29 protein-coding genes are annotated in these 26,729 nt (G+C 66.6%); 4 read left to right on the top strand and 25 right to left on the bottom strand.

Going from position 1 to position 26,729, the window contains the following annotated elements; all coding sequences use genetic code 11:
- Window positions 1–35 precede the first annotated feature (35 nt).
- From BLV72_RS04505 to BLV72_RS04530, 6 genes are all read right to left on the bottom strand, one after another.
- On the bottom strand, window positions 36–890 hold the full coding sequence (locus BLV72_RS04505) for a CpaE/TadZ family protein (RefSeq protein ID WP_093460447.1): 855 nt from the start codon (window positions 888–890) through the stop codon (window positions 36–38).
- The gene (locus tag BLV72_RS04510; protein WP_143059755.1) at window positions 887–1,450 is read right to left on the bottom strand and encodes a flagellar biosynthesis protein FlgA; all 564 of its coding nucleotides are present in this window, start codon (window positions 1,448–1,450) and stop codon (window positions 887–889) included. The genes BLV72_RS04505 and BLV72_RS04510 overlap by 4 nt, the downstream gene beginning before the upstream one ends.
- 253 nt (window positions 1,451–1,703) lie before the next feature.
- Window positions 1,704–2,189: a hypothetical protein gene (locus BLV72_RS04515; RefSeq protein WP_244320652.1), complete on the bottom strand. Its 486-nt coding sequence runs from the start codon at window positions 2,187–2,189 to the stop codon at window positions 1,704–1,706.
- A 549-nt stretch (window positions 2,190–2,738) separates the two neighbouring features.
- Complete coding sequence (locus BLV72_RS48695) at window positions 2,739–2,942, bottom strand: hypothetical protein (RefSeq protein WP_208905537.1); 204 nt, start codon at window positions 2,940–2,942, stop codon at window positions 2,739–2,741.
- Between the two features lie 957 nt (window positions 2,943–3,899).
- Window positions 3,900–4,874 carry a DUF4238 domain-containing protein gene (locus tag BLV72_RS04525; RefSeq protein ID WP_143059756.1) on the bottom strand — a complete coding sequence of 325 codons (975 nt, stop codon included), beginning with the start codon at window positions 4,872–4,874 and terminating at the stop codon, window positions 3,900–3,902.
- A 113-nt stretch (window positions 4,875–4,987) separates the two neighbouring features.
- Entirely contained in the window at window positions 4,988–6,229 is a 1,242-nt protein-coding gene (locus BLV72_RS04530) for a hypothetical protein (RefSeq protein ID WP_093460452.1), read from the bottom strand.
- Between the two features lie 193 nt (window positions 6,230–6,422).
- Here BLV72_RS04530 and BLV72_RS04535 point away from each other — a divergent pair, with 193 nt between their 5' ends.
- Entirely contained in the window at window positions 6,423–6,923 is a 501-nt protein-coding gene (locus BLV72_RS04535) for an NUDIX hydrolase (RefSeq protein ID WP_093470150.1), read from the top strand.
- A gap of 20 nt (window positions 6,924–6,943) precedes the next feature.
- Here the strand turns inward: BLV72_RS04535 and BLV72_RS04540 are convergent, their stop codons facing one another.
- Genes BLV72_RS04540 through BLV72_RS04580 form a run of 9 tightly spaced genes read right to left on the bottom strand, consistent with a single transcriptional unit; the run spans window position 6,944 to window position 13,755 of the window.
- A complete protein-coding gene (locus BLV72_RS04540) occupies window positions 6,944–7,486 on the bottom strand; it encodes an NUDIX hydrolase (protein WP_093460453.1) in 543 nt (180 codons plus the stop codon).
- A complete protein-coding gene (locus tag BLV72_RS04545; protein WP_093460455.1) occupies window positions 7,483–8,325 on the bottom strand; it encodes a class I SAM-dependent methyltransferase in 843 nt (280 codons plus the stop codon). The genes BLV72_RS04540 and BLV72_RS04545 overlap by 4 nt, the downstream gene beginning before the upstream one ends.
- Window positions 8,326–8,363: 38 nt before the next feature.
- Window positions 8,364–9,287, bottom strand: coding sequence for a DUF2797 domain-containing protein (locus tag BLV72_RS04550; RefSeq protein ID WP_093460456.1), 924 nt, complete (start codon window positions 9,285–9,287; stop codon window positions 8,364–8,366).
- A gap of 29 nt (window positions 9,288–9,316) precedes the next feature.
- Window positions 9,317–10,009: a dTMP kinase gene (locus BLV72_RS04555; RefSeq protein WP_093460458.1), complete on the bottom strand. Its 693-nt coding sequence runs from the start codon at window positions 10,007–10,009 to the stop codon at window positions 9,317–9,319.
- Window positions 10,006–11,094 (bottom strand): hypothetical protein, encoded by a 1,089-nt coding sequence (locus BLV72_RS04560; protein ID WP_093460459.1) that lies wholly within the window; start codon window positions 11,092–11,094, stop codon window positions 10,006–10,008. Before BLV72_RS04560 ends, BLV72_RS04555 begins: the two co-directional genes overlap by 4 nt.
- Window positions 11,091–11,909, bottom strand: a complete 819-nt coding sequence (locus BLV72_RS04565) for a hypothetical protein (RefSeq protein WP_093460461.1) — start codon at window positions 11,907–11,909, stop codon at window positions 11,091–11,093. The genes BLV72_RS04560 and BLV72_RS04565 overlap by 4 nt, the downstream gene beginning before the upstream one ends.
- Window positions 11,906–12,550, bottom strand: a complete 645-nt coding sequence (folE, locus tag BLV72_RS04570) for a GTP cyclohydrolase I (RefSeq protein ID WP_093460462.1) — start codon at window positions 12,548–12,550, stop codon at window positions 11,906–11,908. The genes BLV72_RS04565 and folE overlap by 4 nt, the downstream gene beginning before the upstream one ends.
- A 51-nt stretch (window positions 12,551–12,601) precedes the next feature.
- A complete protein-coding gene (locus BLV72_RS04575; RefSeq protein ID WP_093460464.1) occupies window positions 12,602–13,342 on the bottom strand; it encodes a 7-carboxy-7-deazaguanine synthase QueE in 741 nt (246 codons plus the stop codon).
- Entirely contained in the window at window positions 13,342–13,755 is a 414-nt protein-coding gene (locus BLV72_RS04580; protein ID WP_244320654.1) for a 6-pyruvoyl trahydropterin synthase family protein, read from the bottom strand. Before BLV72_RS04580 ends, BLV72_RS04575 begins: the two co-directional genes overlap by 1 nt.
- 319 nt (window positions 13,756–14,074) lie before the next feature.
- On the opposite strand from BLV72_RS04580, the gene BLV72_RS04585 reads away from it, so the two are divergent.
- Window positions 14,075–15,514, top strand: coding sequence for an NsdA family TPR-like regulatory protein (locus BLV72_RS04585; protein ID WP_093460465.1), 1,440 nt, complete (start codon window positions 14,075–14,077; stop codon window positions 15,512–15,514).
- A 1,212-nt stretch (window positions 15,515–16,726) separates the two neighbouring features.
- Here the strand turns inward: BLV72_RS04585 and BLV72_RS04590 are convergent.
- The 8 genes from BLV72_RS04590 to BLV72_RS04615 all read right to left on the bottom strand — a co-directional run bounded on the left by BLV72_RS04590 (window position 16,727) and on the right by BLV72_RS04615 (window position 22,117).
- Window positions 16,727–17,170, bottom strand: a complete 444-nt coding sequence (locus BLV72_RS04590) for a DUF6082 family protein (protein WP_093460467.1) — start codon at window positions 17,168–17,170, stop codon at window positions 16,727–16,729.
- Between the two features lie 225 nt (window positions 17,171–17,395).
- Window positions 17,396–18,046: a JmjC domain-containing protein gene (locus tag BLV72_RS04595; protein WP_167746314.1), complete on the bottom strand. Its 651-nt coding sequence runs from the start codon at window positions 18,044–18,046 to the stop codon at window positions 17,396–17,398.
- Window positions 18,015–18,371 (bottom strand): hypothetical protein, encoded by a 357-nt coding sequence (locus tag BLV72_RS47220; RefSeq protein ID WP_143059757.1) that lies wholly within the window; start codon window positions 18,369–18,371, stop codon window positions 18,015–18,017. Before BLV72_RS47220 ends, BLV72_RS04595 begins: the two co-directional genes overlap by 32 nt.
- Before the next feature lie 134 nt (window positions 18,372–18,505).
- The gene (locus BLV72_RS04600) at window positions 18,506–19,294 is read right to left on the bottom strand and encodes a helix-turn-helix domain-containing protein (RefSeq protein ID WP_093460470.1); all 789 of its coding nucleotides are present in this window, start codon (window positions 19,292–19,294) and stop codon (window positions 18,506–18,508) included.
- A gap of 81 nt (window positions 19,295–19,375) precedes the next feature.
- Window positions 19,376–19,621 (bottom strand): helix-turn-helix domain-containing protein, encoded by a 246-nt coding sequence (locus BLV72_RS49625; RefSeq protein WP_244320655.1) that lies wholly within the window; start codon window positions 19,619–19,621, stop codon window positions 19,376–19,378.
- A gap of 698 nt (window positions 19,622–20,319) precedes the next feature.
- A complete protein-coding gene (locus BLV72_RS04605) occupies window positions 20,320–21,045 on the bottom strand; it encodes a hypothetical protein (protein ID WP_093460472.1) in 726 nt (241 codons plus the stop codon).
- A gap of 207 nt (window positions 21,046–21,252) precedes the next feature.
- A complete protein-coding gene (locus BLV72_RS04610) occupies window positions 21,253–21,684 on the bottom strand; it encodes a DUF6415 family natural product biosynthesis protein (protein ID WP_093460473.1) in 432 nt (143 codons plus the stop codon).
- A 4-nt stretch (window positions 21,685–21,688) separates the two neighbouring features.
- Window positions 21,689–22,117 (bottom strand): ATP-binding protein, encoded by a 429-nt coding sequence (locus tag BLV72_RS04615; protein ID WP_093460475.1) that lies wholly within the window; start codon window positions 22,115–22,117, stop codon window positions 21,689–21,691.
- Between the two features lie 486 nt (window positions 22,118–22,603).
- Here BLV72_RS04615 and BLV72_RS04620 point away from each other — a divergent pair, with 486 nt between their 5' ends.
- Both BLV72_RS04620 and BLV72_RS04625 read left to right on the top strand, forming a co-directional pair.
- Complete coding sequence (locus BLV72_RS04620) at window positions 22,604–23,950, top strand: NsdA family TPR-like regulatory protein (RefSeq protein ID WP_093460476.1); 1,347 nt, start codon at window positions 22,604–22,606, stop codon at window positions 23,948–23,950.
- Between the two features lie 272 nt (window positions 23,951–24,222).
- The gene (locus BLV72_RS04625; RefSeq protein WP_093460478.1) at window positions 24,223–24,579 is read left to right on the top strand and encodes a histone-like nucleoid-structuring protein Lsr2; all 357 of its coding nucleotides are present in this window, start codon (window positions 24,223–24,225) and stop codon (window positions 24,577–24,579) included.
- A gap of 621 nt (window positions 24,580–25,200) precedes the next feature.
- Here BLV72_RS04625 and BLV72_RS04635 read toward each other — a convergent pair.
- Together BLV72_RS04635 and BLV72_RS04640 are read right to left on the bottom strand one after the other, a co-directional pair.
- On the bottom strand, window positions 25,201–25,674 hold the full coding sequence (locus BLV72_RS04635) for a hypothetical protein (RefSeq protein WP_208905540.1): 474 nt from the start codon (window positions 25,672–25,674) through the stop codon (window positions 25,201–25,203).
- 64 nt (window positions 25,675–25,738) lie between these two features.
- Window positions 25,739–26,701 (bottom strand): tyrosine-type recombinase/integrase, encoded by a 963-nt coding sequence (locus BLV72_RS04640; RefSeq protein WP_093460479.1) that lies wholly within the window; start codon window positions 26,699–26,701, stop codon window positions 25,739–25,741.
- Window positions 26,702–26,729: the final 28 nt, after the last annotated feature.

The following is a 26,729-nucleotide window of genomic DNA, read 5'->3' on the forward strand; positions in this document are numbered from 1 at the left end:
GGTCTGACCCTGCCGGCGGAGGCCAGGCAGGCTGCTCATCGCCCGGCCGCATCATCGGGGCGCACCTCCTTCGGTGAGGGCACTGGTGCCCTCACCCGCCGCGTGGGCGGGCTGAACCGTGCCACCGCAGCGAACCGGGGAAGACGGCGTCCGCCCCAGGCGGTGGGTTCGGAACGGGCGTGGGCCGACACCAATGCGGCGATGTCGACGATCGCCTGCCCCAGAGCAGAACGGGTCGGCGTCGTCCGCCGACCGGGAAGCCCCCCGCAGGCCGCAGCGCCTTTCGGATCCTCCGGAATACGCGCCAGGACCTCGATCCCCAGCGCCCTGGAGACCTCCCCCGTCGAGCAGCCGTCGCCGACGAGCACCAGACACGGGCGCCGCGACCAGTGCGCGGCCTCCTCGAGTCTCACCGCGACATGAGACAGAGCATCGTCCTGCGCACGAGCCAGAAGCAGCATCACATCGGCAGCTCGCACCACGGCCATGGCCGGAGAGCCGGGATCAAGTCGTCCGCAGTCGGCGATCACCACGGTGTCCGACCTGTCGGCCGACTGCCGCAGTACCGACGCCCGGGCATCGCTGATCTCACCCAGCGCCGCTCGCGCCTGTGCGGCGCCCGCGGGCCCGGCCACCACCGAGAGCCCACCGGGGAGCCACTGGGTGTGCTGCCACACCAGGCCCGGGTGCGCAGAGCGGCGGGCCGCGACGGCCAGACTCACCAGTCCCGGCGACAGCTCAAGCCGGAATCGGGCCAGCAGATCGCCTCCTGCCGGATCGCACTCCACCACCACTGGCCGCTCCCCGGCCGGCCATCGGGCCCCCAGCGCCACGCACGTGGTCGTCACGCCCGGTGAACCCTTCAGACTGCACAGGGCCACCAGGGTCACAGCACTTCCTTGCGCACCAGCAGCACGCTGATGCTGTCCGTGGGGAAAGCCGCCACCTCGCGCGCCTCGTCCTCGCCCAGTTGCAAGGACACCACCGCCGTCTCCCCACGCTCCTTGCCCCATACCGCGACCACCGTGGCGTACCACACGGGGGACGAGGGGTCCGGAAGCTGAGGCTCCGCAGTGCTTCCCTCGGGCTCGGGCACCTTCACCACGGCAACCCGACTCCCGCGCTCCAACCCCGCAGGAAATCGCCCCTCCTTCAACCCCACGGCAACCACAGCCTTCCCCCGCGGTGGGGTCTGCGGCTCGCCCAGCACCGACTCCGTCAGCAACGTCCCCTTGGGCATGGTGTAGGCCGCCGGACGCCCGACGATCCGGTCGGTCGACCCGGCGGAGAGCGCTGCCAGCCCACTGCCGCGGGCCAAGCTCACTTCCCGCAGGTCCCGCTCCATCAGCGTCTGCCCCACCGTGACCGGGTGCGCCAACGCCAGCACCGCCTGCCGGTGCCCCAGGTTCAAGGCCACCACCACGCCGCCCGTCGAACAGCCGAGCACCAAGAGCGCTCCTAGCGGCAGATACGACACCCGGCGTCGCCACCGACCACCGACCAGCCGAGACGGCTCCTCGTCCGCTCCGGGGCGCCGCCGTCCGGAGTCGCCGCCGTCTGGGAATGGAGTTTGGGGAGGAAGATACGTGCGCGTATTCATCACAACCGCCTCCTGGCATGGGCTATCCAGCACCGGGCCACGCAGCCCGGCGATCGCAAATGGATGTGGGTGTTATCGCCTCCCCCGTCACAGGGGGGCGGGCTCATTCGTTGTCGGTGTTGACTGCCTGGCTTTCCGCAACGCGGAACGAGGCGGTCGAAGTCGTCGTCAAACCGGGGAAGGTGCCCGACTGGCCGGCTCCGGACCAGGCCACTGACCAGTGCACTGTCGCCGACACCGGATAGGCATCACCTGGCTGCCCGGCCGACGACGAGTGGTAGGTGTAACCGCAATCCGGCGACGACTTCCTCGGATTGGAACTCCGTCGGGACGCCTGGCTCGGGCGGTAGGGCGTACCAGGGCCATGGCAGACTTTCGAACCGCCATCGCCCATCGACCAGTCCACCGATGTCGGCCGCGCCACCGCAGTCACCGACACCCCCGGCACCGACGCCGTCGCCGACGCCCTCCGCCATGCACCGCGCTCCAGCCACAGCCACGTCGGCAGGGTCACCAGCTGCTCGTCCGCCGGGCTCGCCTTGATCTTCGGTGAGGGCAGCCGGAGTTGGCTGCGGGCCTGCTCTGCCAACGCGGCCGGAGAAATCGGGGGTCGCCATCACCTTGTGGTCCGTCGGGAATCCACACCGGAGGCCGGTAGAGCGCATCCCGTGTACCGCCCGCATCGCACTTGTACACGTACCAGGCCCCGTCTTCGCCAGGCTTTGGTTCGGCAATGGGCTCGACTATCGGGGCTGGGGCTGGGCGTGGAACAGCGCTGGCTGAGCCGTAGGGATATTGCTATCAAGGGGTCCGTGGTGGGAGACCGATTGGGCGTCCGAGGGAGGTTTGTAGTCACTGCGTCGATAAGAACAGTCAGACCGGTTGAAGTCAGGATTGGAGCTCTCCGGCTCCTCCCGGTTACGACCACCGCCACCATCGCCGCCTCCCCGTCCAGGTGACGCCCCACCTCCTGCGTGGCCCGGGCTCTCCTTCTGTGGACCCCTCCCCGCGCTCAAGTCACATCCTGGGTGCGGGTTCTGCGTGCAGTCGACAGAACCCCACGAATCATCCGACAGAGCGGGAATCGCCCCTGCCATCACTATCGCAAGCGACAGGCTCACTACGGCCGACCCTCGCATTAACATGATCCGATTTCCTTGACGGCGAAGCGCGTGACCTTCCACTTGCGGTCGGACTGCTGCTTGACCTCAGCAGTAATCGACCGGCGCCCGCCGGGCTTATCGTCTGCGGGCCTGCCGTTATCGGCCCGATACTTCAGCCAGCGCGTGGAGTCTCCACAATCGGAAATCATCACCGTATTCGGATCCGCAGGCGGATCCATCGAAGTCACCTTCGGGTGGTTCTTCGGCCTTCCCTTGTAAACGAATCCGTTGAGGTGATCCGCATACATGCCTCGCGAGATCGTCGACAGGGCATCACCAGTGGCATACCGCGACAGCCTCGGAGACCGCCAATCCGATGTCTCCCCCGCCTCTGCCATATCGCGCCACATGCCAACATACGCAGCTATCGCTCGCCAACGCGCTGCACCTGCCGCAGACAGGGAAGACGGCGAAGCCGCCGCCCTTGAGCTCGCACCACCCGCATGCGTGGCGGAGCCCCCACGGTCAGCTCGTCCATCTGAACTGCATGCCGCCACGCTCAACACTGCCGAAGCCCCGAGAATCGCCCAAATGACCCGATGCCCGCGCGACCTCCAGGGTCCTTCTATCCGCATAGCCACACCACCTCAGGAACAGATCTCGCCACGGCAGACGAACAGATCCACGTTCTATCGCGCGTTTTCGTTCCAACTGCAAGGTGCACACGAGCCGCCTCGGGACCTAACTTCAAAGTCCGAGCGACAATTCAGGTGATTTGACCGATCTGATGAGGTGCCAACTAACGGGACGAACGCCGGGGAAGACCTTGATCTTTCGATGCTGGTTGGCTGCGCCCTTGCGATAGCAGGCCAGGCTGACGGGTTGTTGCCCGTTTTAGTTCACAAGCATCCAATGCCCGGCTGATGGCTGTGGTATTCATCTAGGGGCCCTAGGTGCGTTTAGACATGTAGTGAAGCTATGGGACTGCACCGCGAAGACATGCACTCCTTGCCCGACTCTGCCGCTCTGGGCTGCCGAGGCAGTGCACCGCACGTGCGGTGTCGGTCCAACAGCGATGGCGCATAGTCGCGGCAGTCCCGGTGGATCCCTGCGGAGGCAGCCTCGGGACGGTCCCATGTAGAGCTCGTGCCGCTCAGGTGACCCGCGGAACGCCAGGGCTGGTGACAACGCGGGGTCTACCCAGTTGCGTCACCTCCTATCCCGGGCGCTTCCTCGGCTTCCTTGGCAGATGCGGGAGGATGCTCGGTGAGCCAGTGCCGTTCTACCGTCAGGTGCGGCGCGAGGGTGCCGTACTCCAGGACGTACTTCGGAGCGTCGTGGTTCTTGCCGTTCCAGGGGGCCGGCTGGCGGGGCCCGGACGGCGCCCAGTGGACCCATGGATCGTGGCGAGGGTGGTGTATGACGAGAGCATCAGCTACGTCGTAGGCGACCTGCACCAAGGCCATGCCTACAGCTCCTGGAATTTTCATCCGGTGGTCCGCCCGCTTGTACGGGTCGTCCGCCTGCATCCTGGGGCTGGGCATGAAGAGGAGCCTGTGTGGATCCAGCGGCACGAGGATGTCGCACAGTGCGGCTGCGGTCAGCTGATCCTCCGCGTCGTGGTGGTTGAACAGCGCCACGGGCACGTCGCTGGTAAGCAGGCACATATCGCTGAACCCCAGGCCCCACGGCCGCGCGTACAGGGTGAAGGCGAGAGCAGCTAGGCGCTCGATTATGAAGGACAGATGGGGGTTGTTGGCGGCGATCGCCGCAATCTCCGCTGGTGCGTCCAAGCGCTCGGCCGCCTGGGCAGCGAAGGCTAGACGCTTGCGCTGGCGAGTGGTACGCAGAATCTGCGCCGCGAGCCACCACGAGAGCATCAATCGCTCGGAGCCGGAGAGGGGCCAGCGTGCGGGCAGAGCCCCCTCGGGAGCATCCAGCACCGTCCGCAGCACGCTTGCCGTGGCACCTTCCAGCTCTGTGAATAGGTCCTCCACGCCGTGGTGGGGAATCCCGTCGAACGTGGTGCCCCAATAGTAGCCACGCTCGGCGAGCACCTTGTTCGGCGCCGCAGTGAACGGCTGATCGACATTGTCTATTCGCCGCGCGGTGAGCTTGTACTGCCGAGGCCCGGTGTGCTCACCGAAGCGCCGCAGATACATCTGCGACACCGTGTGATCCTTCGTCTGGCCGATCCGCTGCGCCGCGGCCTTCCCTCTGGATGCTCTTCCCAAGATCGCCCCCTCGCTCTGGCGGCACACTACCGCCCGCGTCTGTCCTTCAACTACTGCGGGGGCAGTCTCCCGTGACAGGCCGTGACGAGGCTTTGGAGCTCCGGCCTGGCAGTGACGGCGTCGCGCAGGAAGCTGCGCTTGGAGTAGAAGGTGTGCTGCTTCGCCCAACCGTGGGCGGCGAGGTAGCTCCGAAGCCAGCTGTCGATGCGCTCCATCTCGCCCAGCACCTCGTCCTGGTCGTGGTCCAGGACGCTACGTGAGCGCCGGTACTCCAGCTCGCACTGGGACAGCACCATCTCGGGCGCCGCCAGCAGGGAACAGCGGTCGAAGAAGATGCCGTAAACGTGGCCGGTACGCATCGACTCGCACTGGACGTCGTAGCGGACACGCTGAAAGGGCGGCATGGCACGAACCTGGAGACCCAGCTCCGTACACAGATATTCCTCGAAGCCGTCGGGGGCAACGTCGACGCCGGAGGCCAGCTCCTCACGACGGGCAAAGGTGTCCTTTACGAACCATTTCCGCTTGAGCACGTACCCGGCGGAGACCGTCGGGATGAACGAGGCGTAGCCGATCTCCTGCTCGGGCCCGACGACGTCGAACAGGTGATTCTCGGTGTGGTGAATCTGGAACTCCTCCCTGTACTCCGGCCGACAGCCCTCCGGCTCGCCGTCACGCAGGACCTTCAGCAGCTCCAGAGACGCGGCCCAGATGTCCGGCGCCGGATCGAGGGTGTACTTGTACTCCAGCTCCGTTCCGGCGAAGTGGGTACGGAAGTACCGCAGGTGGTTGTTGAGCGCCATGCTCGACTCAGCGTGCGCGGACAGCACCGGGCCCAGCCAGCGCAAGGCCGTAACCGGGCCGTGGCCGACCGGCTCACGGGTGGTGCGCACAAAGCAGGCGTCATCGGGGTAGAAGCGGATCTGCGCGTATGCGTGGTAGCCACCGCCGGGGTGTTCGGCCAGGTAGCACAGCGGCACGAGCCGCGGTGCGGCGTCTGCTCCGACGAGTCGGCGCAGTGCGGCGCCGGCGATGGCGTCGGGGAAGAGGATGCTGCCGTCGATCAGCGCCGCGCCGAGCCGCATACCGTCCGAGCTCAGGGCGTCGACCGGGCAGACCCCGAGCGCCTTCCACCGGATGGCCACCGTGATGCTAGGCAGGCAGACCTCTTGAGGGGCCACCCGGATGAGCACGATCGGCTCGTCCGGCCGCCGCGGTGCGGTCTGGTTGAGGAGGTGGATTCCGCCAAGGACCACCCAAGCGCCTCGCTCCGTTCTGTTGTCACCGCTCATGGCCGGAGTTCCTTTCTGAAGCAGCCGCTAAGGAGGGGCTCTCGCCGCTGACCGCTTCGACTCGGTCGGCCACCGTGTGGCCCGGGGCACTGGTGGAACAGGACCGCATGGCCCGCGGGCCGTCTGCGCCGCGTGTGCGCGGCGACCGCCTAGGGTGTGGCGAGTGAGTCATGGTGAACTTGGGCAAATGATCTTGGAGGAGGCGGTCTCCGACGCCCGCCTCGCTGCGCTGGAGTTCGATGGCGCCCGAGCCTGGCTGGATGAGGCCCGGCGGCATCCGATGAAGCCCCTTGCGGCCGAGGTCTGGGCCACCGACCCCGGCTTTGGATACGTCCTGCTGGTCAAGCACCGTGTCCGCGGATGGGTTCCGCCCGGGGGCAAGGTCGAGCCGGGCGAGACACCGAGGGAAGCGGCAGCGCGTGAACTGCTGGAGGAGACCGGCCTGCATGTGGACCTGCTGCCCGAGCCCGCAGCCGTGGCGGTCCGTTCCTATCGGGCTGACTGGTCCCCGACGCTGGGGCTGTCCTACGCCGCGATCGTCGATCACGAGGCGTCGCTCGGCGGGGAGAAGGGCCAGCCGGCGGCGTGGATCGGCCTCGACGAGGAGTGGGAGAGCGTCTTCCCTGAGGACCGCGACCGTATCCGCGGATACGTACGGCGCCTGGCGGCGAACCACGCAGCCGACACCTGCTGAGAGGCGCTTCCGGCTGCCCCTCAAAGGACGGTGTCGATCCGGTCGAGAGTGCGTGCGGGCACGTTGAGTAGCTGGAGGTCGTGCAGGAAGCGGACCCACACCGGCTCCAAGCCGGGCTCCTGCTCGAACTCCTCCCTGCTCAGGCGCCGTTCGGCGTAAGCGGCGGTGCGCAGCGCGTACTGCTGGAGCTGGTCGGGGTGTATCCATCGGGGGGTGCGTACCTCTCTGGCGGAGGGGCAGAGGGATCCGTATACCTGGGCTTCGAAGATCCACCAGTGGTGGCCGACGGGCCCGGTGGGTGTGCGACCGCACTGGTTCGGCCGCCACTGCTCCAGCAGCAGGTGCAGGCGGGTGACGGTAAGGCCGACTTCCTCGGTGACCTCCGTGTGAGCCGCCGCCTCGGGGCCGCCGTGCTGGTCGAGGTGGCCGGCGACCGGCGCGATCCCGACTGGCGGCCTCCTCCGCTCGAACACCAGGAGACCGTCCAGGGAGGGGATGAGCACCCCGACGCTAGCGTGGTCGCAGAAGTCCTCTGTGGAAGAGGACGTGGCCGGGGTGGTCACGGCGTGTCGCCCGGCCGCTGGGCGACGACGACGAGCCAGCTCGTCACGGTCGGGGTATCGGGGGTGGTCAGGGCGTAGGCCGCGTCCAGGATCTTCATGCGCTGGGCATGGGTGAAGCCCCCGTCGGGCCGGGCGAACACGGGGATGGACAGCCATGCCTTCTTCTCCGCCATGGTGCTGTGCTGGGCGGTGACCTCGGTGCCGAGGACGTTCAGCCCGGTGGCGGCCAGTTGCTCGGTGACCTTCCTCAGCGGCAGCTTGGGGGGCGCGTCGGCGGCGGGGGACGGGGTGTATCCGTGATCGCGGGCGGCGATCTGACGGATGAGGGTATTCAGTGACGGCCCGGTGCGTGCGGTCTGCTCGTCGGTGTGGCGGACGCCGGCGAAGCCGCCGCCGATGTTGAAGATGAACCGCCCGCCTGGGCGCAGGACCTGGGCGACCGTGGTGAATACTGCGGCGGTGTTGGTCTTCCATATCGCCGAGTTGCACACAACGGTGTCGACGCCGCCGGTCGGGACGTGATCGGCCAGCTGTTCTGCTGGGGCGGTGATCCAGGACAGGCGGGGGTCGTGAAGGGTGCGGCGGCCGACACGTTGCATCGCGGCGGCGCTGTCCAGGGAGACGACCCGGGCCCGGTCAGGGATCAGTTCGAGGATCGCGCGGGCGGTCACGCCGGTGCCGCCGCACAGGTCGACCACGAGGTGGGCGTCGGCCAGGCTCGCACGGTGGGCCAGGTCACGGCTGGTGGCGCCGTACATGGGGAACTCGCGGGTGAAGGCGGCATATGCCTCGGCGGTGGTGTGTTCGTCCCAGCCGAGGACGGCGTCCTGGGGTGCCATCGTGGAGTGCCTCGCTTCACGGAACGTTGGAGGAAGGGTCAGAAGAGCGCGGACTGCACGGCGGCGCTCGGAGAGCTAAACGGGCCGAGGGTGATGCGGCGGCCTTTGAGGGTGCCGAGGTCGAGCAGGTAGGGCAGATCGTCGTTGCTGTCGAGGACGGCCAGAACCTGGGAACCGGCGCAGGCCAGGGGGACGAGGCCGTGTTCTCCCTCGCGCGGGTCGTGTGGGTAGAGCGCTCGTTCGGTCCCGGCTGTGCGCAGCAGGTCGCCCTCACTGGGCGGCGTCCATGCCTCCCAGACCGCGGGGATGTTCATGTCGGCCAGGGCCTCGGCCGCGCGGGCGAGCTCTTTCTCATGCGAGGAGAGGACCGGGGCGAGGTCGCGCAGCTCGGCCAGGGCCCGGAGCTTGGCCGCAGCTCGGACGGTCTGGGGCAGGCCGAGGCGTCGGGTGAGCGCGTCCTCCAGGAAGCGAACGGCGCGGCCGTCGGGGCTCTTGGTGAGGTAGGTGGCCACCAGGGCGCCCTGCTCGTCAAGGCGGGACCGCTTGCGCGACTCGGCCGCGGTGCCGACCTTGGTGGTGCCGTCGGCGAACGTCGCCAGGTACAGCCAGTGCGGTTGCGCCATGTACGCGGTGAGGGCTACGGGGGCGTGGCCTCCCTGGTGGAACTGGTGGGCGAAGCGGAAGTCGTCCTGGCCGGCGCAGCGGGCGCACTGCCCGCTCTGCTCGGCCGCGGCCCGGTCGGGGCAGGCGACGGCTTCGACGCGGTGGGTGTCGACGAACCGGTACCGGCCAGTGCACCACCGCCCGGTACCGCTCACCTGGTAGCCGAGGCGCTGGTTCATGATCTCGACGTAGGCCAACGGCCCACCGGGCAGCGGGGCGAGCAGAAGACGGGGGTCTCCGGTGGCCCAGGTGACGCCGTGGCATACGTACATGTCGCTCGTGGGGCGGGCTTGTGACATGAAGCGTTCCTTGTAGGTGTGGGGGCGGGTCAGACGGTGAGCTGCAGGCGGTTGGCCAGCGCTCCGGTGGCGGTCTTGAAGACCTGGTCGCGGTCCATGTCGGCGACGTCCATCGAAAGCCAGCCACCGCGCTGCTCCTGCTCGCGCAGCTGGTCCAGGACGGTGTCCTGGTAGCGGATGAAGTGCTCGTCGCCGCTGCCGGAGTGGCCGGTCTCCAGGGAGGTGAACGAGCCCTTGCGGGCAAGGGCTTCGCGGGCGCCGATCCGCAGGAAGATCACCAGGTCGGGCTCGGTGAGGTGGGCGAAAACCTCTTCGGCCAGATGGGTGGAGACTTCAGGGTTGATCGCGTACCGGGCGAGGATCTTGTGGTGCGCGTTATCGAGGATCACGTGAGTGCCTGCGGCAAGCGCGGGCCGAATCACGAGCTGCTCCTGGAGGGTGTACCAGGCGGCCAGAGCCAGCAGCCAGTAGTGGTCGCCGCATGCCTGGGCAACGCGGGCGTCGCGCCGGTAGACCAGTGCGTTGAGGCGATCGACGTAGGCGGACAGTGCTGCGTCCATGGGGACTTCGGTGCTGTGCTTGCCGACGAGGATCGTCCGGTGCCCGGCGTTGTTCATGGCCTGGTGCAGACGCGCGGCGAGGGTGGACTTGCCTGCGCCGTCGATGCCGGTGACCGTGATCTCCCGCCCCGGCGTGGGAGCAGGGTGTGCTGCAACCTTCATGGCCGGGTTCCTCTGGGGGATGGGACCGAGGTGTTGGCAAGGCGATCCGCGATGATGCCGCGAATCCGGTCGATCAGCTGGGCGCGCCGCCACAGGACATCGCCGTGGCGCTCATTCGACAGGTCGGCGGGGTAGTGCCGGGCCAGATTGTTGGAAATGACGTGGAGGTAACCGAATCTGATCCCCGCCCGGCACGCCGCCGCCCCCATGGGGCCGATCTCCGGGTCGACGAAGGCGTACTCGGCGTGCTTGGCCAGCCAGTCGCGGTTCTCCAGGAGGATCGACGCGGAGGTGACGTGCAGCCCGGTCTGCACGTCGGCCTGGGCGGCGGCGAAATTACCGAAGAAGTCGTCCCAGGTGACCAGCGCGCCGCCGACGAGGCTCTCGTTGCCGGTAGCCAGCCACCTGTTCGGCTCGATGGCGGGGGCCAGCACCCCGACCTTGCCGACGTAGACGACATCGCGGGCGCCGAGTTCGGCCAAGCGGGCGACGACCCGGCCGGCGACGTCCCCCCAGATGCTGTGAAGGAACCCGAGGAAGACCACCCGGCGGCTGGCGACATCGGCACGCTGCCAGGCGTAGCCGGGCCCGCGCGTCCACACGCCGTCCGTGGGCGCGAGGTGCTGAAGGCCCCAGCCGACGATCACAAGATCGCCGTCCAGCTCGAGGTCGAGTGCTTCGACGGCCGCGCGGCACTCCTCCTCCCCGGGCGGCTGGTAGGTGACGGCGTCGGCCGGGCGGCCGGTCATGGCCAGGTAGGTGGCGATGATCAGCGCGTAGTGCTGGACGTAGTCGGCGCCGGGGAACGCCTTGATGATCAGGTCGCGGCCGTGGACCGTGGCGGTGGGCCGCTCGATGTTGAACAGCTTGCCGGTCTTCTCGTGCCGGGAGACCACTGCCGTACGGTCGTAGCCGCCGACGACGCGGATGCTGTCCCAGTCCTGGTCCTGGATGAGGTGGTGGGCCTTGATCTCCAGGTAGCGCAACAGGCGGTCGGGGCACATAGTGTGCCCATCGACGGGAACCGTGGCCGCGCGCAGCAGCCCGTGCACGGGCTCGAGCAGGGAGTTCGGCGTCAGCCTCATCGGAGGGCCTCAGCGATCTTCACGTGGCTGCCGGCGGCCTCGCGGACGACGGCGATGTTCTGCCGGATCAGATCGAAGCGGTCCTCGGGGATTGGACCAACGTTCTCGATGTGAGGCGTGCTGGGTTTCTCGTACGGGCCGCCGGGCAGCATGGCGATGCCCATCGCACCGAGGATGACCGGCGCCGCGCCGTCTACGGAGGCGATCCACTCGTGCTCACGCTGCTCGACCAGCTCCAGGTGCCCGGTGCGGCCCAGTCCGAGAAGCCGGTAGACCATCCGCTCCTCGACCATGTCGCGATCCTCAAGGTAGTGGGTGGCCATCCACCTGGTGCGACATAGCTGCCTCTCGGGGTCAGGACGCCGGGAAGCGGGCAGGGCAATGGCGCCGACATAGTCGCTGGAAGCGAAGTGGTCGTAGGTGCGCAGCCATTCCTCGTCGTCCGCGGCATGTAGGACGACGCACAAGCGGAAGCTGTCGGTGAGGTCGAGGATGTCGCGGGCGGCCTGCTCGCTTGCCTTGATCGTCGCGGCGCCCTCGTGCATGACATCAGGGAGGATGATTTCGCGGGCGCTGACCGCGAGTCCGGCTGCGACGAGGTCCGCGGCCGGCAGGGCATGGCCGAGGTCGAAGACCCCGTTGTCGATGATGATCTCAGCGCCCCGTTCGGCTTCGGCGACGAAGAACGCCCGGTAGCCGTCATGGGACAGGACTCGCTGGGCGGCCACGTGATGTACGCGGGCCGGCTCCTGGGCGACGAAATCGTCCAGGTAGGCGGGCGGCGCGATGACGGAGAAGTCGATGTGTTTGGTCACTCCACGGCTCCCCACTGCCCGGTGGCGAGGGTGAGGAACTGCGCGGAGAGTACCGGGTCGGTTTGGAACCGGCCGTCGGCCTGCAAGGTGGTGGTGCGGGCTTCTTCCATCCGCACCCCGCGCATGCTCATGCACAGGTGGGTGCCGCGGACGGCTACCGCCACGTCCTTGCCACCGATCGCGGCCGTGATTTCCTCGGCAACCTGCCGAGTGAAGCGCTCCTGTACTTGGAGCCGCCCGGCATACCGTTGCGCAATCCGCCCGAACTTCGACAGCCCGACCGCCTCGCCATCAGGCACATAGCCAGCCACGACCCGCAGGTTCATTGGCAGCATGTGGTGCTCACAGAGCGACCACACGCTCACGCCGCCGACCACGACCAACTGACCGCTCAGGTGGACTTCGGTGAAGCACGTGGGCGTCGCGGCGTCCGGTGACAAAAACGAGGTCCACCAGGCTGCGACCCGAGTCGGCGTCTCGGCCAAACCCTCGCGGTCGGGGTTCTCGCCGAGCGCGGTCAGGAGCTGGCCGACCAGCACAGCGACTCGCTCGGCATCGACCTCCGGGCGTGAGAGTTCCGCGGCGGGCTGCGGTGGTGCGGCCGGACTCAGGCCGGACGCACCATATATGGCATTCGTCATGGGCTTCGCCTCTTCCAGGGGATGGGGCAACAGAACATGAGCAAGGAGCTGTCAGCGTCCGCGGGCGTCGGCGAACGCCAGGACGTGCAGGCGTGTCGAGAAGTGCCAGTGGCGAGCCACGACGGCGTCCGCGAGCACCCGTGTGGTCGCGATGAGCGCGTCCGCGGTGGTGCCCTCCGGCATCACCCACACCGGCGCCAAGCCATACGCGTCCACGAGCTCGGCGACCTCGTCCAGGTCCGGCACCGTGCGGGCGACGAACTTGAATGCGGCCCGCCCGCACGCGGCGAAGGCTTCCAGCGCAGCAGGCACAAGCCGCTGCTCCTTGGAGACGCCGAAGCTGGCGATCTTGGGCGAGACGTTGAACTGCACCCCGTCCATCAGCAGCGCCGGGTCCGGCACCAGGGTGCCGTTCGTTTCGAACTCCACCCGCTTACCGGCAGCTAGCAGGCCCTGCACCAGGGAGATCAGCGCCCGCTGCTGGATCAGCGGCTCGCCGCCAGTGATGACGACCAACTCGACAGGCGACGAGAGAGCCCATTCGAGGAGATGGGCCACGGGCTGCTTCGTCGACTCTTCGTGGGGATCGAATTGGGACCAGTCCCAGGTGTACTTCGTGTCGCACCGGCGGCACGTCAAGTTGCACCGGGACAGACGGATAAACAGGGCGGGACATCCGCAGCTGGGGCCCTCCCCCTGGAACGTCGGCTGTTCGACGCCGAAGCACTCCGCGATGATCAGCCAGAGCTCGTCAGCGCTCCCGGTGAACGCTGGAGCCGTGCCCTTCGACATCACCGCTGCTCCACGTCGAAGCGGGCCCAACTGCGCTCCGTCTCGCAGACACGGACCGCGACCAGTCGGCCGGGGATGTCCGGCTCAAGGTTCTGGATGATCCAGCCTGCAAGGAACTGGGCCACGTGCTCCGAGGTCGGCTCGAAGGGCAGCACTTCATGGAGGTTCTGGTGGTCCAGCTCGGTGTCCAGGAACTTCTTGAACGGGGCGAGCGCCCCGAAGTCGGTGACGAAGCCCGGCGCCTCCAGCGTGGGGGCGGTGAGTATGACCTCGACCTGGTAGCTGTGTCCGTGCTGGTGTGAGCACTTGTGCTCGGGCGGGAGGCTGGGAAGCCGATGCCCAGCCTCAAAGTCGAAGGTCTTGCCGATGGTCAACGTGCCGAGGGGAAACGACGAATCGCTAGGGCTGTTCACGGAACTCCCCCTTTGGGGATCGGCGATACAGGGAACCCGAGGCATTGCCCGGTCGACCACGGATGGCTGCCTCGGGGGCGCCGTCGAGTCGAGTGCCGCTGTGGCCGGGTACGCGGATCTTGAGATCGGGGACGCCGTACCGACTGGTCACGGTATTCACTCATCGTCCTGGCGGATGGACAGCACGTCATTGCCAGATCTGCTTGCGCGCATTGCGGACAACTCGCAATGTCGGCCCGTCGCGACAGGCCACACTCCCCTCGGCGGGGGAGCTCGGATACCGTGACGCGCAGCCGGCTCCATCGCGGGGGGTGCGTAAATGACTACGGTCAGTCGATCGCGTCGCGCCGCTATCCAGAAGGCCGCCGCCGAGATCAGGGAACGGTGCCTGCACAGTGGCAGCGGGGTCGAGCGGACGGCCGACGTGATCCGCGCCGAGCTGCCCGAAGTCCACTCGCTGGAGGCGTGGCGCCTTGCCCTCGGCTGGCCTCGGTCCCGCACCATCGAGCGGGTCGGCGCCCTGTACCGGGCCCGCGGCCTGATGCCACCGGGCATGTCGGAGTCGATGCTCTGCCGGTGGGAACACCGATCCTATGAGCGGCCCAGCTTGGAGTACGTCGAGGTCCTGTGCACGGTCTACCAGGCCCGTCCGGAGCAGCTCGGACTCGGCCGTGCCCCTGACTACGAACAACCCCAGTGGGCTCAGGGTGCTCGATACAGTGCTCCCGGGCCCCAAGCGTGCGTCCTTCCCGCACGGGAAAGCATGGTGACCATGACGACCTCCGCCGGTCTGCCGGCCGTCCGGGAATCTCTGCACCTCGCGCTGCTCGCCGAGCCGGCAGGCAGTACCGCAGTCGTGGACCTGTCCGAGGCGGCTATTGAGCACTACGCACTCGGCTACAGCAAGCATCCGCCCCACCTGCTCTTCACCGAAGTGCACGCCGCCCGGGGCCTGCTGATGCAAGCCCTCACCAGCACCACGCCGACGCCGGATCGAATCGAGAATGAGCTGCGGCGGTGCGTCGGCTGGCTGTCCGCCCTCCTGGGCAACCTCGCCCACCACCTCGGCGACCACGCCGGAGCACGAGTTCATCTGGCTACGGCCACGACCTACGGCGACCGCAGCGGAGACGCGCGTCTCGCGGGCTGGGCCTGGGGCGCGCAAGCGATGGTTGCCCGTGCGGCAGGCCAGCACATCCAGGCTCTGGCCCATGCCGACCGCGGCTTGGCCTCCGCCCCTGCCGGGCTCCCGCGCGCCCAGCTCCATGCCTGGGCACAACTCCCGTCCCTTGCAGCTCTGAACCGTCAACGAGAAGCGGACGCGGCGCTGGCGGCCGCCATGCGTGAGCTGGAGGCCGACGCGGCGGGCTGGGCGCCAGGAAGGTTCGGCTACGACATCGCAGAGCACCAACTGCACGAAGCCGACGCCGATCGCGCCCTGGGACGGACCGAAAAGGCGGTCGCCACCGCCGAGACCTCCATGAACGCCTGCATCACGGCCACCCCCGGCTGGGCCGCCGCCGCCCTGCTCCTGGCCCAAGCCGAAGCCCCCACCCAACCGACCGATGCCGCGCAACGCGCTCTGGACGTCCTGGCTCGCGTACCCGCAGCACGGCTTCGCTCCACTTCCAGGAGCCGCCTCACGCAGCTCGACGCCGCCCTCAGCCCGACGCGCGTAACGGGTGCCGACGAGCTGCACGACCGTGTGCGCGCCCTCCCTGCGATCATCGACGCCCACGGCACCGCTGCCCCCGCGTGAAGCTGCTCTCACAACCAGCGCCACGTATCGCCGTCGTAACGGCTGCCGCATGGGGTATTGGCCCGCTTTGGTGATGCCGACGGGCCGTCTCATCACCGTGTGCATGGTGCAGCTTGGGTGAGTACGCGTTCCAGGCGAGCGCGGTTGAAGCGGTAGAGGACCAGGGCATGGTCGGAGGCGGAAGCGGGTGTCGTCGGTGTCGATGACCTCGACGTGGTCGAGAGCATCAGCCGCACCGCCAGCCGCGTAACCGCGGTCAATGCGCTGCGGACTGCCCTGGTGCGGTTTGTCGAACCCCGCCGTAGGGGCGAGCGCTATCTTGCTGTCCACCCCGAGATGGTCGGCCGCGTGCCGGGCAAGGTCGACGTATCCGGCGTCTATGAGGGCGGCGTCAGGTCGGGTGTCGCTGCGGCGGTGGCCGTCGGCGTCTACGTAGGTGCGGTGGACCATGTGCGCGCGGTCGGTGACCGTGTCCCAGTTCGGCAGGGCGGTCGGTTTAGGAACCCTCGGGTAGCTGTTGCTGTCCATGCCGATGAGGGTGACCATGCCGGGTTCGGCGAGAGTGGTCAGCCACCCGGCTTCGGTGAGCCGCTGGTTGGCGTCGAAAAAGCACAGGTGGGCGGAGACGATGTTCAGTGGCACGGGGCAGTCGCCCAGTTGCGCCTGTACGTGGCAGGGGTGCAGCCACCATGGCTTTGCCCGCGGCGGCTCCTCGCGGACGTGGAAGAGCTCGGGGCGCAGGTACACGGCGGTGGCGATGTCGGCATCAACGTATGGGTTGGGCTCTGCCAGGAAGCCGCGGAGCCCGAGCCGCTTCGCCGCGCTGTTCTTGAGTCGTTGGCCGCCTTCCCGGCTGTGCTTCGCCTCCTGCTGGAGCCAGACGTCCGGCTCGTGCTCGGCCAGGATGTCCAGGGCGAGGTCACGGCGTTCACCCTGGCGGCCGCCGTCTGCCTCGATGTTCCAGACAGCTACGTCGATGGTGCTGCTGGCGTGCATGGAGTCCCTTTCAGGCGGTTGGTGGAACCGGGTACGGGGATGGAGGGCCGGCCGCGGCTTCCCCACGAGCCGCGGCCGGGGCGCTCACGCGCCGCCTCCTCCGAGAGGCACGGCCGGGACCTTCCCATACACGGGGATGGCCCTCACGACCGGGAGGAAGCCCCAGTCCTGGGAGCGCTGCGCACTGCTCTCAGCGCGGCAGCGCCGGGAGTCCCGTCAGGTGGCGGCTGCGTCCGCGTCCACGAGGGCGGCGTGCTCGTCGGCCGTGATCGCGTTGAAGGTGCGATCGGTCCGATCCAGCGCCTCCTCCTCCCGGAAGGCCCCGAACGTAGTCCAGTACGTCCGGCCGACCTCGCGTTCCATCACCCACCGCGACTGGATCCTCAAGGACGCGGCGTCGAGCAGGCCGGCCCGGTACTTGACCGACAAGAAGCTGATCAGCCGGTTGCAGTGCAGAAGCCTCGCGTACTCCTCGGCAGGCGGCTCGCCGGGCGCTGTCCACATCGCCCGCAGCTCGGGATCGGAAGCCACCTCGGAGATCCACACCTGGTGCAGTTCCTCGGCGTGCAGGGCGAGCCGCTGCCGGTTCTGCCTCTCGGACTGCACAAGCCGCGCAACGCCGACTGCGGCGGCCGCGAGAACGACATATGGGATCTTCATCCCACACCTTTCATAGTGACTTGCTGTGGAAAACCGCCCCGCAGTCCATTCCTTGGTTTCCCTACGGGAGCGAGATAGAAATTTGGCAAGGTGAGCAGGCTGCTGACGCTCAGATCATTTACTAGGAAGGGCCTCTGTTGGCCGCCCCGGCCAGCCAGGGCTCGGCCAGGGCGGCCAACCTGCCGGTGCCCGCAGAGTGTTAACGGTCACCTTGCCTTGGGGGTGTCACATCGGTTCGTCCGTAATGGCGAAGACCAGATGCACCGAATATCCGGGGGATCCTGGGGTGTTCACCTCATGCTTCATCCCCTGCGGCAGGATCAGCACATCTCCAGCCCTGGTGACTATCTCCTCGGGTGCACCGGTTGTATCCGGCCAGACGAGCCAGCGTTTCGCACCGCGCACTTGGGTGATCAAGCCGAGCCATTCGTCATCGTGCGGGCCGAGGTTGCGGTCGCCCGCGTGTGACTCGTAGGCGCTGCAGACGACTGGACTGCGAATCATCGCAGTCAGTTGCAGAGTGACTGCGCTGAACCATCCGTCGCTGCGAAGGTCCAAGCTCTCGTAGACGCGTGTGCGTTGCCGCTCTTGATAAGCACGCGCAACCGCATCCTTATGGGACCTTCGGTGGAAGTCCAGCCCGTCAACGAGCGCAACCGTCTGACCTGCTGCCTTCTGTTCCGCTAATGGCAGGAAGACGCTCTCGATCCATGTAGCATCAAATACCTGCTGGACGTGTACCGGCTGGCTTGCCGTGAGCCTCGGCCAAACTGCCGGACCAAGGCGCCCGAGAAAGCTGAAGGCCACTTCCTGGTGTGTAAGACCACCCATCGCGCCAATACTCCTAGGTCGCGTACAGATGTCCTGTGCTGCCATCTGGCCTCGTGTACGACTTGCAGTCCCAGCCAGACGAGTTGTCCGCATGGGCGATAAGCGATTCATCCGACGGATCGATGACCTGCGTTGCGTGGAGAACCTCTCCGAGACTGAGATCGGTCAGCTTGCGAGGGCGGATCTCGACCACGCGCTCCTGCGCATTCACGTCCTGGACCAGGACCTCGTCATCGGAGATCTCCAGCCCCGACGGTACGAACATGAGCCGGAAGGACCCACCGATCTCATGCTGTTTGAGCACCTGGGCCAGGTGCCGCATCAGATTCGTCTGCTGCACCACCAGCGGTTCGGCGGCGAGAGCTGTCACTTCTTCTCCTTCTGTGAGTGCCTGATCTCTTCCATGAACCCAGCGCGATACGTCGTGCTCCACCTATTCCGCGCCGGGAGTGCGATACCGCTCGGGGCGCCGGGACCGGTGTCGACCGGTGCCCCGAGCGGGGTCTATTCGACGGACTGTGGTCCGACTCCCCGAACGCGGTCCTCCAGCCCCTTGACCAGACCGGTCGCCTCCTTGGTGCGGAGGCGCCCGGAGATGCGGGCGGCAGCCTCCATCGCGGCCGTGACCACCTCGCGGCCGTATGAGGCTTGGCGGCGTGTCCGCTGCAAGGGGCTGGACAGCGACAGGACAGCGGACAGGTCCCCATCGCCGTCTCCCACTGCCACCGCCAGAACCAGGCACCCGTCGGCAACACCCTGCACCCAGCCGCGACACCGTGTCCCAGAGCACGCAACAGAGTCGGTCCACGCTGCGTGGCCCTGGCTGAGCCCCCGCCGCGCGAGGAAGACCCGTGAGACGGGGTCTTCCCCCATCGCCACCGCCCTGGGCCGATTGCCGTCACTGGCCGCCGACTTGAGTCGCTGGTCCTCGGCGATGCAGATCCGCTGATCGCCGCGACGCTGTTCAAGACGGACGGACCGTACGCCGGTTGTGGCCCGCAGTGCGCTGAGTTCCTGCCGCAGTTCAAGGTCAGCGATCGCCTGGTGCGCCGCCCTTGCCAAGCGGATCAGCCTCGGACCGGCAATGAACTGCCCCCGCGGGTCGGCTTCGACCAGGCCCAGCTCCTGCATTGCGAAAACGAGTCGATGCACCGTGAGACGCTTCAGGCCGGTTTCTGAGATCACCGTGTCCAGACACGCCGGCTTCTCTTCCAGCACAGCGAGAATCGCACAAGCCTTGTTGAGCACACCGACTCGGCTCTGCACCACACTCGGAGCAGTAATCGTCACCATCTCCCCTCAACATGCCAGCAATTCGAGTACGCGGAGTACCCTCGACCTCAAGACCGCATCACTCTCGGCTTGCCGACGTTCTCAATCTTCAGCGTCTTTTCGCAACGCGTGTGATCCGCCGCGTGAGCGCAGCTTTACATCCGACTCAATGAGCATCTTGCGAATAAACCCGAATGAGCGTCCTGTGGTCTCACTTATATCCCGAATGCTCACGTTGGGGTTGTTTACATAGACGACACTGACGCTCACACGGAAGCTTTCGCGATCCTTCCCCGTAAGTATCTTCCTTCGTGGCACACGAGGGAGGTCTTCCAACTTGGCAGTCATGTCTGAATCCCTAAAATACGGAGGCTCGTACTTAATGTCGGTCGCCGAAGAAGCTCCGGCTGCGATCGTGATGGATGAAAGGCTGAAGAGAGTCTCTGAGAGCCGAGGGTGAACTACCTATGAGTAGCCGACCGGACTAGTCCCGTCCGGAGTTCACACTGACAGTCGAGGGATTGGATACTTCATTCCGTGTCGGTCCGAGCAGGCCGAGCTCCCAGCCACGGCGAATAAGATGCATCGTGGTTCTGGCGTCTACCAGCGCCATCAGTGCACGCATGTCCCTACGCACGACGTCCGCGTGCGCCCCGCTGTTCGCAGCGATCCATCCCAGATCCTGGCCGCCCGCCAAGCCGCGGAGCACTTCGTGCTGCCCCGTACTGAGCACGAGGTTCACACCATCGTTTGTGTGCTCGGGTGGGGAGATTACCCCCAGCAGGTAGGCCCGATGCACGGCACCCGGCCGCTCGGGCGAGTGGAGCTTCGCCGAGGCGTACCGCAGGCAGTCGTTCACCCTGGAGGTACACACCCCCATCTCCACGGCCGCTTCTGCCGGCGTCATACCGCTCGCTGTGAGCTGGAGGGCTTCGCGCTCGCGGGCAGACAGCCTCAAACGGCCCGGCGATGGGCGCGGTTGGCTTGCCACAATGACCCTTCCCGTCTCGATACGTATGGGTGGCGATGGCATGGGGATGGATGGCTCAGGCGGCGGTGCGTTCCCTCAGGTCTTCAAGGTCCACGGCCGTGCAGCCGTGGAGCGCGACGACTTCGCGGCAGGCGAGTGTCCAACGAAGCCGCGGGTCGCCGTACGCCACGAGCGTGAACCGCTCGCCGTGCTCGCCGGGCACCGGCCGGAGGGTCGTGGGTGCGTACACATCGCCAGCCACACCCCAGGCCGTGACCTCCTCCACCCACACCGCCACGCACTCCCTCCGCGCCGAGGGACAGCCCCATGTCTCGACGGCACAGCCATCGCACACAGGCGGCGTGGTGGTCCTCTCCCCATCTGTGACCGGTCTGCCAGCCCCCGCGGGCAGCAAGAACAGATGCCGCCCATCGGGTCGGTCATCGGTGGGCCGGCCGCAGTACTGACACAGCATGAAATTCATCGCCTGCCGCTGGCGCAGGGCGTGCACACGGTCGAGCAGTGGTGCGCCAGCCCCAGGCTTGGCCGGCACCCGGATCCACAGCGCGCCCCGCCGACGGTCCGCGATTCCGTATTCGTCCGCGTAACCGATCCCCATACCATCGCGGCCATGTCGCGTCGTGATCGCGGCCGGGGGCGCATTTTCTCCCGTCCAGGAAGCGATGTACGGCACGCGCATCGTGCCCGCGAAGTGCTGACGCGGTCGTGGACGCCGAAGGACAGCACTGGAGTAGTCGTGCAGCATCCCGCCGACGGCGGAAAGGTGCTGGCCCCAACTCATGTTCAATCCTTTCGGAATGTGCTTTGCGAGTAGAGCCCCTCTTCGGCGGCCTTGTGACTCCGCGAGGGAACGGGAAGAAGGTGCCGAAGAGGGAGTAGTGGGTCCGTGTCACGCCTGGATTGGCCGCCGCCCCTCCCTTCCTGGCAGTTGGAGCAGGGGCGGCGGCCGGCCCTCCCCACCAGACGCGGGGTGGTCCAGTTGACGCGGTCATGGAATGCCATCGATATGCCCGGTCCGGCAAAGGCGCTCGAGCAGTTCGTTGGTGACCCACGCCAGCCGCCGCAAGTAGCCGATGGCCGTCCAGGAGCCGATTGGCTTCTCTTTGGAGCGCACGGTGTGGGCCCTCTCGACGAGCACTGTCGTCTCGTAATCCCGCTGGTCCGCACGCCCGGCCAGAGCGATGTTGACGAGCTGTCCGAGGCTGTCGCTCAGGCGATGGGCGAGTTGATCGGCCTCGCTGTCCTCAGGCGGCTGGCCGTCGAAGGCATGGGCCAGGTCCTCGAAGATCGCGTCGCAGTCGAGCGGATCCCAGTCCCGCATCTTGACCAGGATGTGCTCCAGCGTTTCCGCGTCCAGCGGAGGTACCCACTGGGTGGCCTCTCGCGGTCCGCCTTTCCCGATGGCGTGTGCAGCGATCATTCCTTTAGCCACCATCGCCTCCAGGCGAGGGGAGGGGGATCGAGCACCAGGTACTGGTGCCGTCGGGGCTGACCCCCCAAGAACCGCCGTGCTGCTGGGTGATCCACTGTACGAGCTGGAGTCCACGACCGCTCTCGGCGTCGTTGTCCGGATGTTGGATCTGAGGCCGCTGGCTGGTCTCGTCGCTAACCTCAAGTCGCAATCCGCCATCGGCAGTGCAGAGCGTCATGGTGATCTCGGTGCCACAGCTGTGTTTAACGCCGTTGGTGACCAGTTCGGACACGAGCAGCATCACGTCACCGGTCAACGCAGACAGCTTCCAGTACACGAGGCACGCCTTGGCCAGATGACGCATTTGGCTGACGCGTTGCGCGTCCTGATCGGGGATGTTCTCTCCGAGGTCGCGCGGGCTGATTTCGAAGCACACCTTCATGACGTCATGCGTGCGAAGACCGGCAAGTGATCCCGGGCGTGCGGGCGCTGTTGTGGCTGCCGTCACCTCAGCTCACCGCCCGTGGGAGACCATCGACTCATTTGGGCGGCGTTGCCGACGAGGCTGTACGGCAACCCTGCGAAGCGAGAGGTCAACGGAGTGCGGCAGGTGTCCGCAGATCGGGACACGCCTCCCTCAGACCTGTCCGGTGACTCGCCCATCGGTGATCCCTCAGGCACAGCAATCGCCCCACCGAACTTCACTGCCGCCGCTTGTCGCAGCCTTCCTGTTGTCGCCATACGAGCGATGGCCTTGTTCACAGGTGGCGCTCCTCTACAGCGTGGGCCATGCCCCCGGGCCAGTCACAGGTGGCGGGGGTCCTTCTCGCTCTAGGCAACCGCTCCACTACGCATCGCGGTACCGTGGCGTGAGTGGCAACTTTTAAGAGCTTTAAGCGCCCGCATTTGCTGAGGAGTTGAGCGCAGAGTGAGCCAGCGGGAGCCCAATGCGGGCCTGCAGCGGCTGTACATAGAGACCGGGTGGACGCTGCGGCAGCTCGCCCAGGAGATCAACCGCGTGGGCACCGAACGCGGAACGCCCCAGAGGTACCGGGAACCCTCCGTCCATCAGTGGCTTCGGGGACACATGCCGAAGGAGCCTGTCCGGCCGCTGATCTTGGAGGTATTCGCCCGAAAGCTGGGCCGACCGATCACGCATGCTGAGGCAGGTTTCCCCCCGCCCGCGGACGAGACGAACGCACGCCCGGGTACCGTGGAGGCGTTGATCGACTTGGGGAGACAAGACATGGACCCCTCGCGCCGCAGCATCCTTGGCGCGAGCCTCTTCTCTGTCGCGCTGACGGTACCCAACTGGCCAGACGTGGTCGGTCGCATGGAGTCCGCACAGACAGGGCAGGTGCGACGCATAGGAATGCAGGATGTCCACACGGTCATTGCTATGACTGAACGGATATCGGAGCTTGACGACCAGTTTGGCGGGCGTCATGCAAGACCCATGGCGGCAGCCTTTCTGGTGAACACAGTAGCCCCGTATTTGCACGCCGATGCCCCGGAACCAGTGCGTAAAGCCATGATGTCTGCCGCCTCTGACCTCTGCTACCTGACGGGGTACATGGCTGTAGACGAAGGTCTTCACGGATTGGCGCAGCAGTACTATTTGAAAGCTCTGGAACTGGCAGGAGCATCAGAGGATCACCTGACGTATTGCACAACCCTGCGCGGAATGAGCGTTCAGGCCGTTGATCTGGGCCACGGCCCGGAAGCTGTACGTCTTGCCGACGCCGCTGCTGCCGCGTCACCACAGGCCGGCCCCAGGATGAGGGCCTTCCTGGCGGGACAGCAGGCGCACGCGAGCGCGCAAGTTGGAGACCGTAGCAGCGCACTCATGTACCTTCGAGATGCCGAAATCTCCATGGACAAAGCGGAGTCCCGGTCAAAACCGTTCGGGTCCTACGATCCCTCTTCCCTCAATTACCACGTCAGTCAAGTTCGCTATGAACTTGGCGATGTCTCGGGCTCAGTCTCTGCGATGATGCAGTCGGATCAGTTGCGATACGATGTATATCGACGCGCCCGCGTACGGCACCGCGCGCTTCTCGCAGAAAGACAGCTCGAAATGGGCCACCTGGAGGCTGCCTGCGCTACGTGGCATCTATCGCTAGATGATTACCCTTTGGTTCAGTCAGGACGAGCCGACCAAAAAATGAAGAGCATGTACGAGCGAATTCGACCGCATCTCAAGAATCACAAAGCTCGTGAATTGCACGAGCGAGCCCGAATGATCATCCCTACCTCACTGCTGGTCCGTACCTAGGAATTGCCTAGCAGTGACTCACCCTCCTTCACTTCTCCACCACCAAGGCTGGGAAGAAGAGAGAGCCGCCTACCGTCTACTCTGACGGATACACGGGTGACTGTATTTGGATAAGCCCACCTAAGTCGCCCGCCCTGACGAGGCGTTCGTCAGCGGTGTTGTCGGCGAATGGGGCATCTGGGCCACTTAGCAGCATGTACGGGTGGAGTCCCTGGTTCTGGTCCATCAGCATTTCATTCACACCATGGTCTCGTTGGTTTATCATCCTGAGCATGGCCCAGAAAGTTGTCACCACGTACGTAGATGATCTCACTGGTGAGGAATCAGAAGAGATCAGCACCCACACCGTCCTGATCGATGGGGCTGGGGTCGAACTTGACCTGTCACCCCAGAACTACGACCAGCTCTTGGAGGCGTTGAGTCCCTACCTGAACGCCAAGGGCGCTCGTCGCGTACGTGGGAGCGTCACACAGGGCTCTGCCGCCAGGCGGAAACGCCGGTCTACAACCCCGGCGGGAGGTCAGGACACCGCCGAAATCCGGGCCTGGGCCAAGGAGAACGGCTACGAGGTCAGCGACCGTGGCCGTGTTTCGGCGACCGTCCGTGAGGCGTATGTAAAGGCCAACTGAGAGGCGCTCTCCTTCCGCGGGACTACGGCCCCAGACACCTAGCGAGGACCCTTCCCGAGTATCCCGGGGAAGGGTCCTCGTTCTCTGTGGGCGGGCTCCCTCTGCCAGAGGGCGCGACGGTCGCTCCCTGTTGAAGAGGCCCGCCAGTACGCCGCGTTGCTGCTCGCTCGGCTCAGGACCCGCTCCAACTGCGCAGCAAGCCAGTCAGCAACACCGATAGTCGCTCGCCCTTCCCACACCGGCCTACCTTCCCTCTGCTCAGACATCACTCATCCTCCTGGGCAGGAGGTGCTGCTGGTCATCGACGAGAATCAGCCTGCCGATTCCGATGCGCTGGCCGCGGCGTTCGCTCTCCCCAGAGTCCGAACTCCTCCTGTCCGCCTTCCTGCAACGATGAGCCCGACCGATGCCGGGACTCACCCGTCGAGGCCACTGACAGCCGTATCATCGCCATGCGATTCCCGGCCCGGCTGGTGAGAATCTCCCGAGCGCACCATGGCCACGAGCATCCGGGACCGGGCGGCGCCAACATGAAGTCGCTTACGGAGAGTCTCCGCGGAGATCGGCCGCTGATGTTCCTTCCAGTGGCGGGCGTCTTCCCGCCGCGCACGTTCCAGGAGGTCATCGGGCTGATCCTCCGAAACGCCCGGCTGGTGGGGCAACGACGCGTTGTGAGTCGGGCCTGACTCTTCGGTGGTCGTGTGGCTGTCCACAGTGGTTTGCCTGAAGGCACCGATGGCTTGGAGAAGGCCCGGGGCCGACGTCGGCCCAGCCGATCAGCAGCAATGGGCCGACCGCGTCGAACGCGGCCTTGCCCAGATGGCCGGCGATCAGCGGATCGGCCACATTCAGCGCCAGGGTCATCAGACTCGAGAACAGCAACAGCCGACGCGCCGGACGCAGTTCCTCCGCGCCCGCGCCGTGGAGGGCAAGGTGCCGGATGCCCAGGAGCAGGCCGAGGACGGAGAGGTCGACCGCCGGTGCGACCAACGGTGCCACCCACGGCGGGACGCCCAGGCGCAAGGCCAGGCTCCATACATTGCCGAAGCCGAACAGGAATGTCAGACCGACGACGGCCGCCATGATGGCCGTCACCAGGCGAAAAGTTGAGCGGCGGTCCGGTGGGGCGCCTCGCTGCGTCGCAGGCAGCGTGTCCTGGTCAGACATTCTCGCCGATTCCCATCCGCTGGTGGGTCTCCTGGGCGCGCTCGGCGGCCGCGCTGGCGCCGTAGTGGCGGGGCATGTCCTCGGAGATCCAGCCCATCAGCAGCATCAGGTCGCCCGAGTCCCCGCCTGCCCGTTTCCACTCGTGGGCGAAGTTGTGCCGCCACCGGTGGGCATGTACGCCCTTCACCCCGGCGGACAGGCCACGCCGCTTGATCATGATCTTGATGCCGTTCGGTGCCAGCCGCTTCCCGCCGCGCTCGGCCAGCCACAGGTCCGGCAGCTCGGCGCCCTTGTGCTTGGCGCGGGCCCGCAGATACCGGCTCACCGCCCGGGCCGTCTTCGGGCCGAACCGCACGCGGCGGTCGCGGCTGCCCTTGCCGTGGTAGTGCACCGAGTCGGTGACCAGGTCGATGTCCTCCAGGGTGAGGTTGCCGACCTCGGACAGGCGGGCGCCGGTGTTGTAGTAAAGGCGGATGATGGCCTCATCCCGCAACTGGAGGAACGCCTTGCCCTTACAGGTGGCCAGCACCTTCTTGGTGTCGTCGTCCCGGATGACCGGGATCAGCTTCTTCACGGTCTTGGGCTGGCGGACGCGTTCCATCGGCGAGCGGTCGATCTCCTCCTCGTCCAGCATCAGCCACTTGAAGAACTGCTGAAGTCCCTTGTGCTTGTTCAGCGCGGTCGACGCCGACCGCGTCTCGATCATCCAGCCCTGGAACGCCTCGATGTGCGCGCGGGTGACCTCAGCCGGATCCTCGGCCGCGTCCTCCGCCTCGAGGTCGGACGTCGCGTTCTCGTTCAGGTAGCGGGCGAGCTGTGCGGCGGCGAGGAGGTAGTTGTAGCGGGTGGTCTCCGGGTAGTTGCCCGCCCGCAGCGAGCGGTCCCAGTCGCGCAGGAAGCCCTGCCAGGTCTTGGGGAGCCCTGCGGTGATCTTGTCCAGGTCCAGAAGCGGCATGGAGAGAAACCCTCCGAGTCAAGGTGTC

This window comes from Streptomyces melanosporofaciens (assembly GCF_900105695.1).
Lineage (GTDB): Bacteria > Actinomycetota > Actinomycetes > Streptomycetales > Streptomycetaceae > Streptomyces > Streptomyces antimycoticus.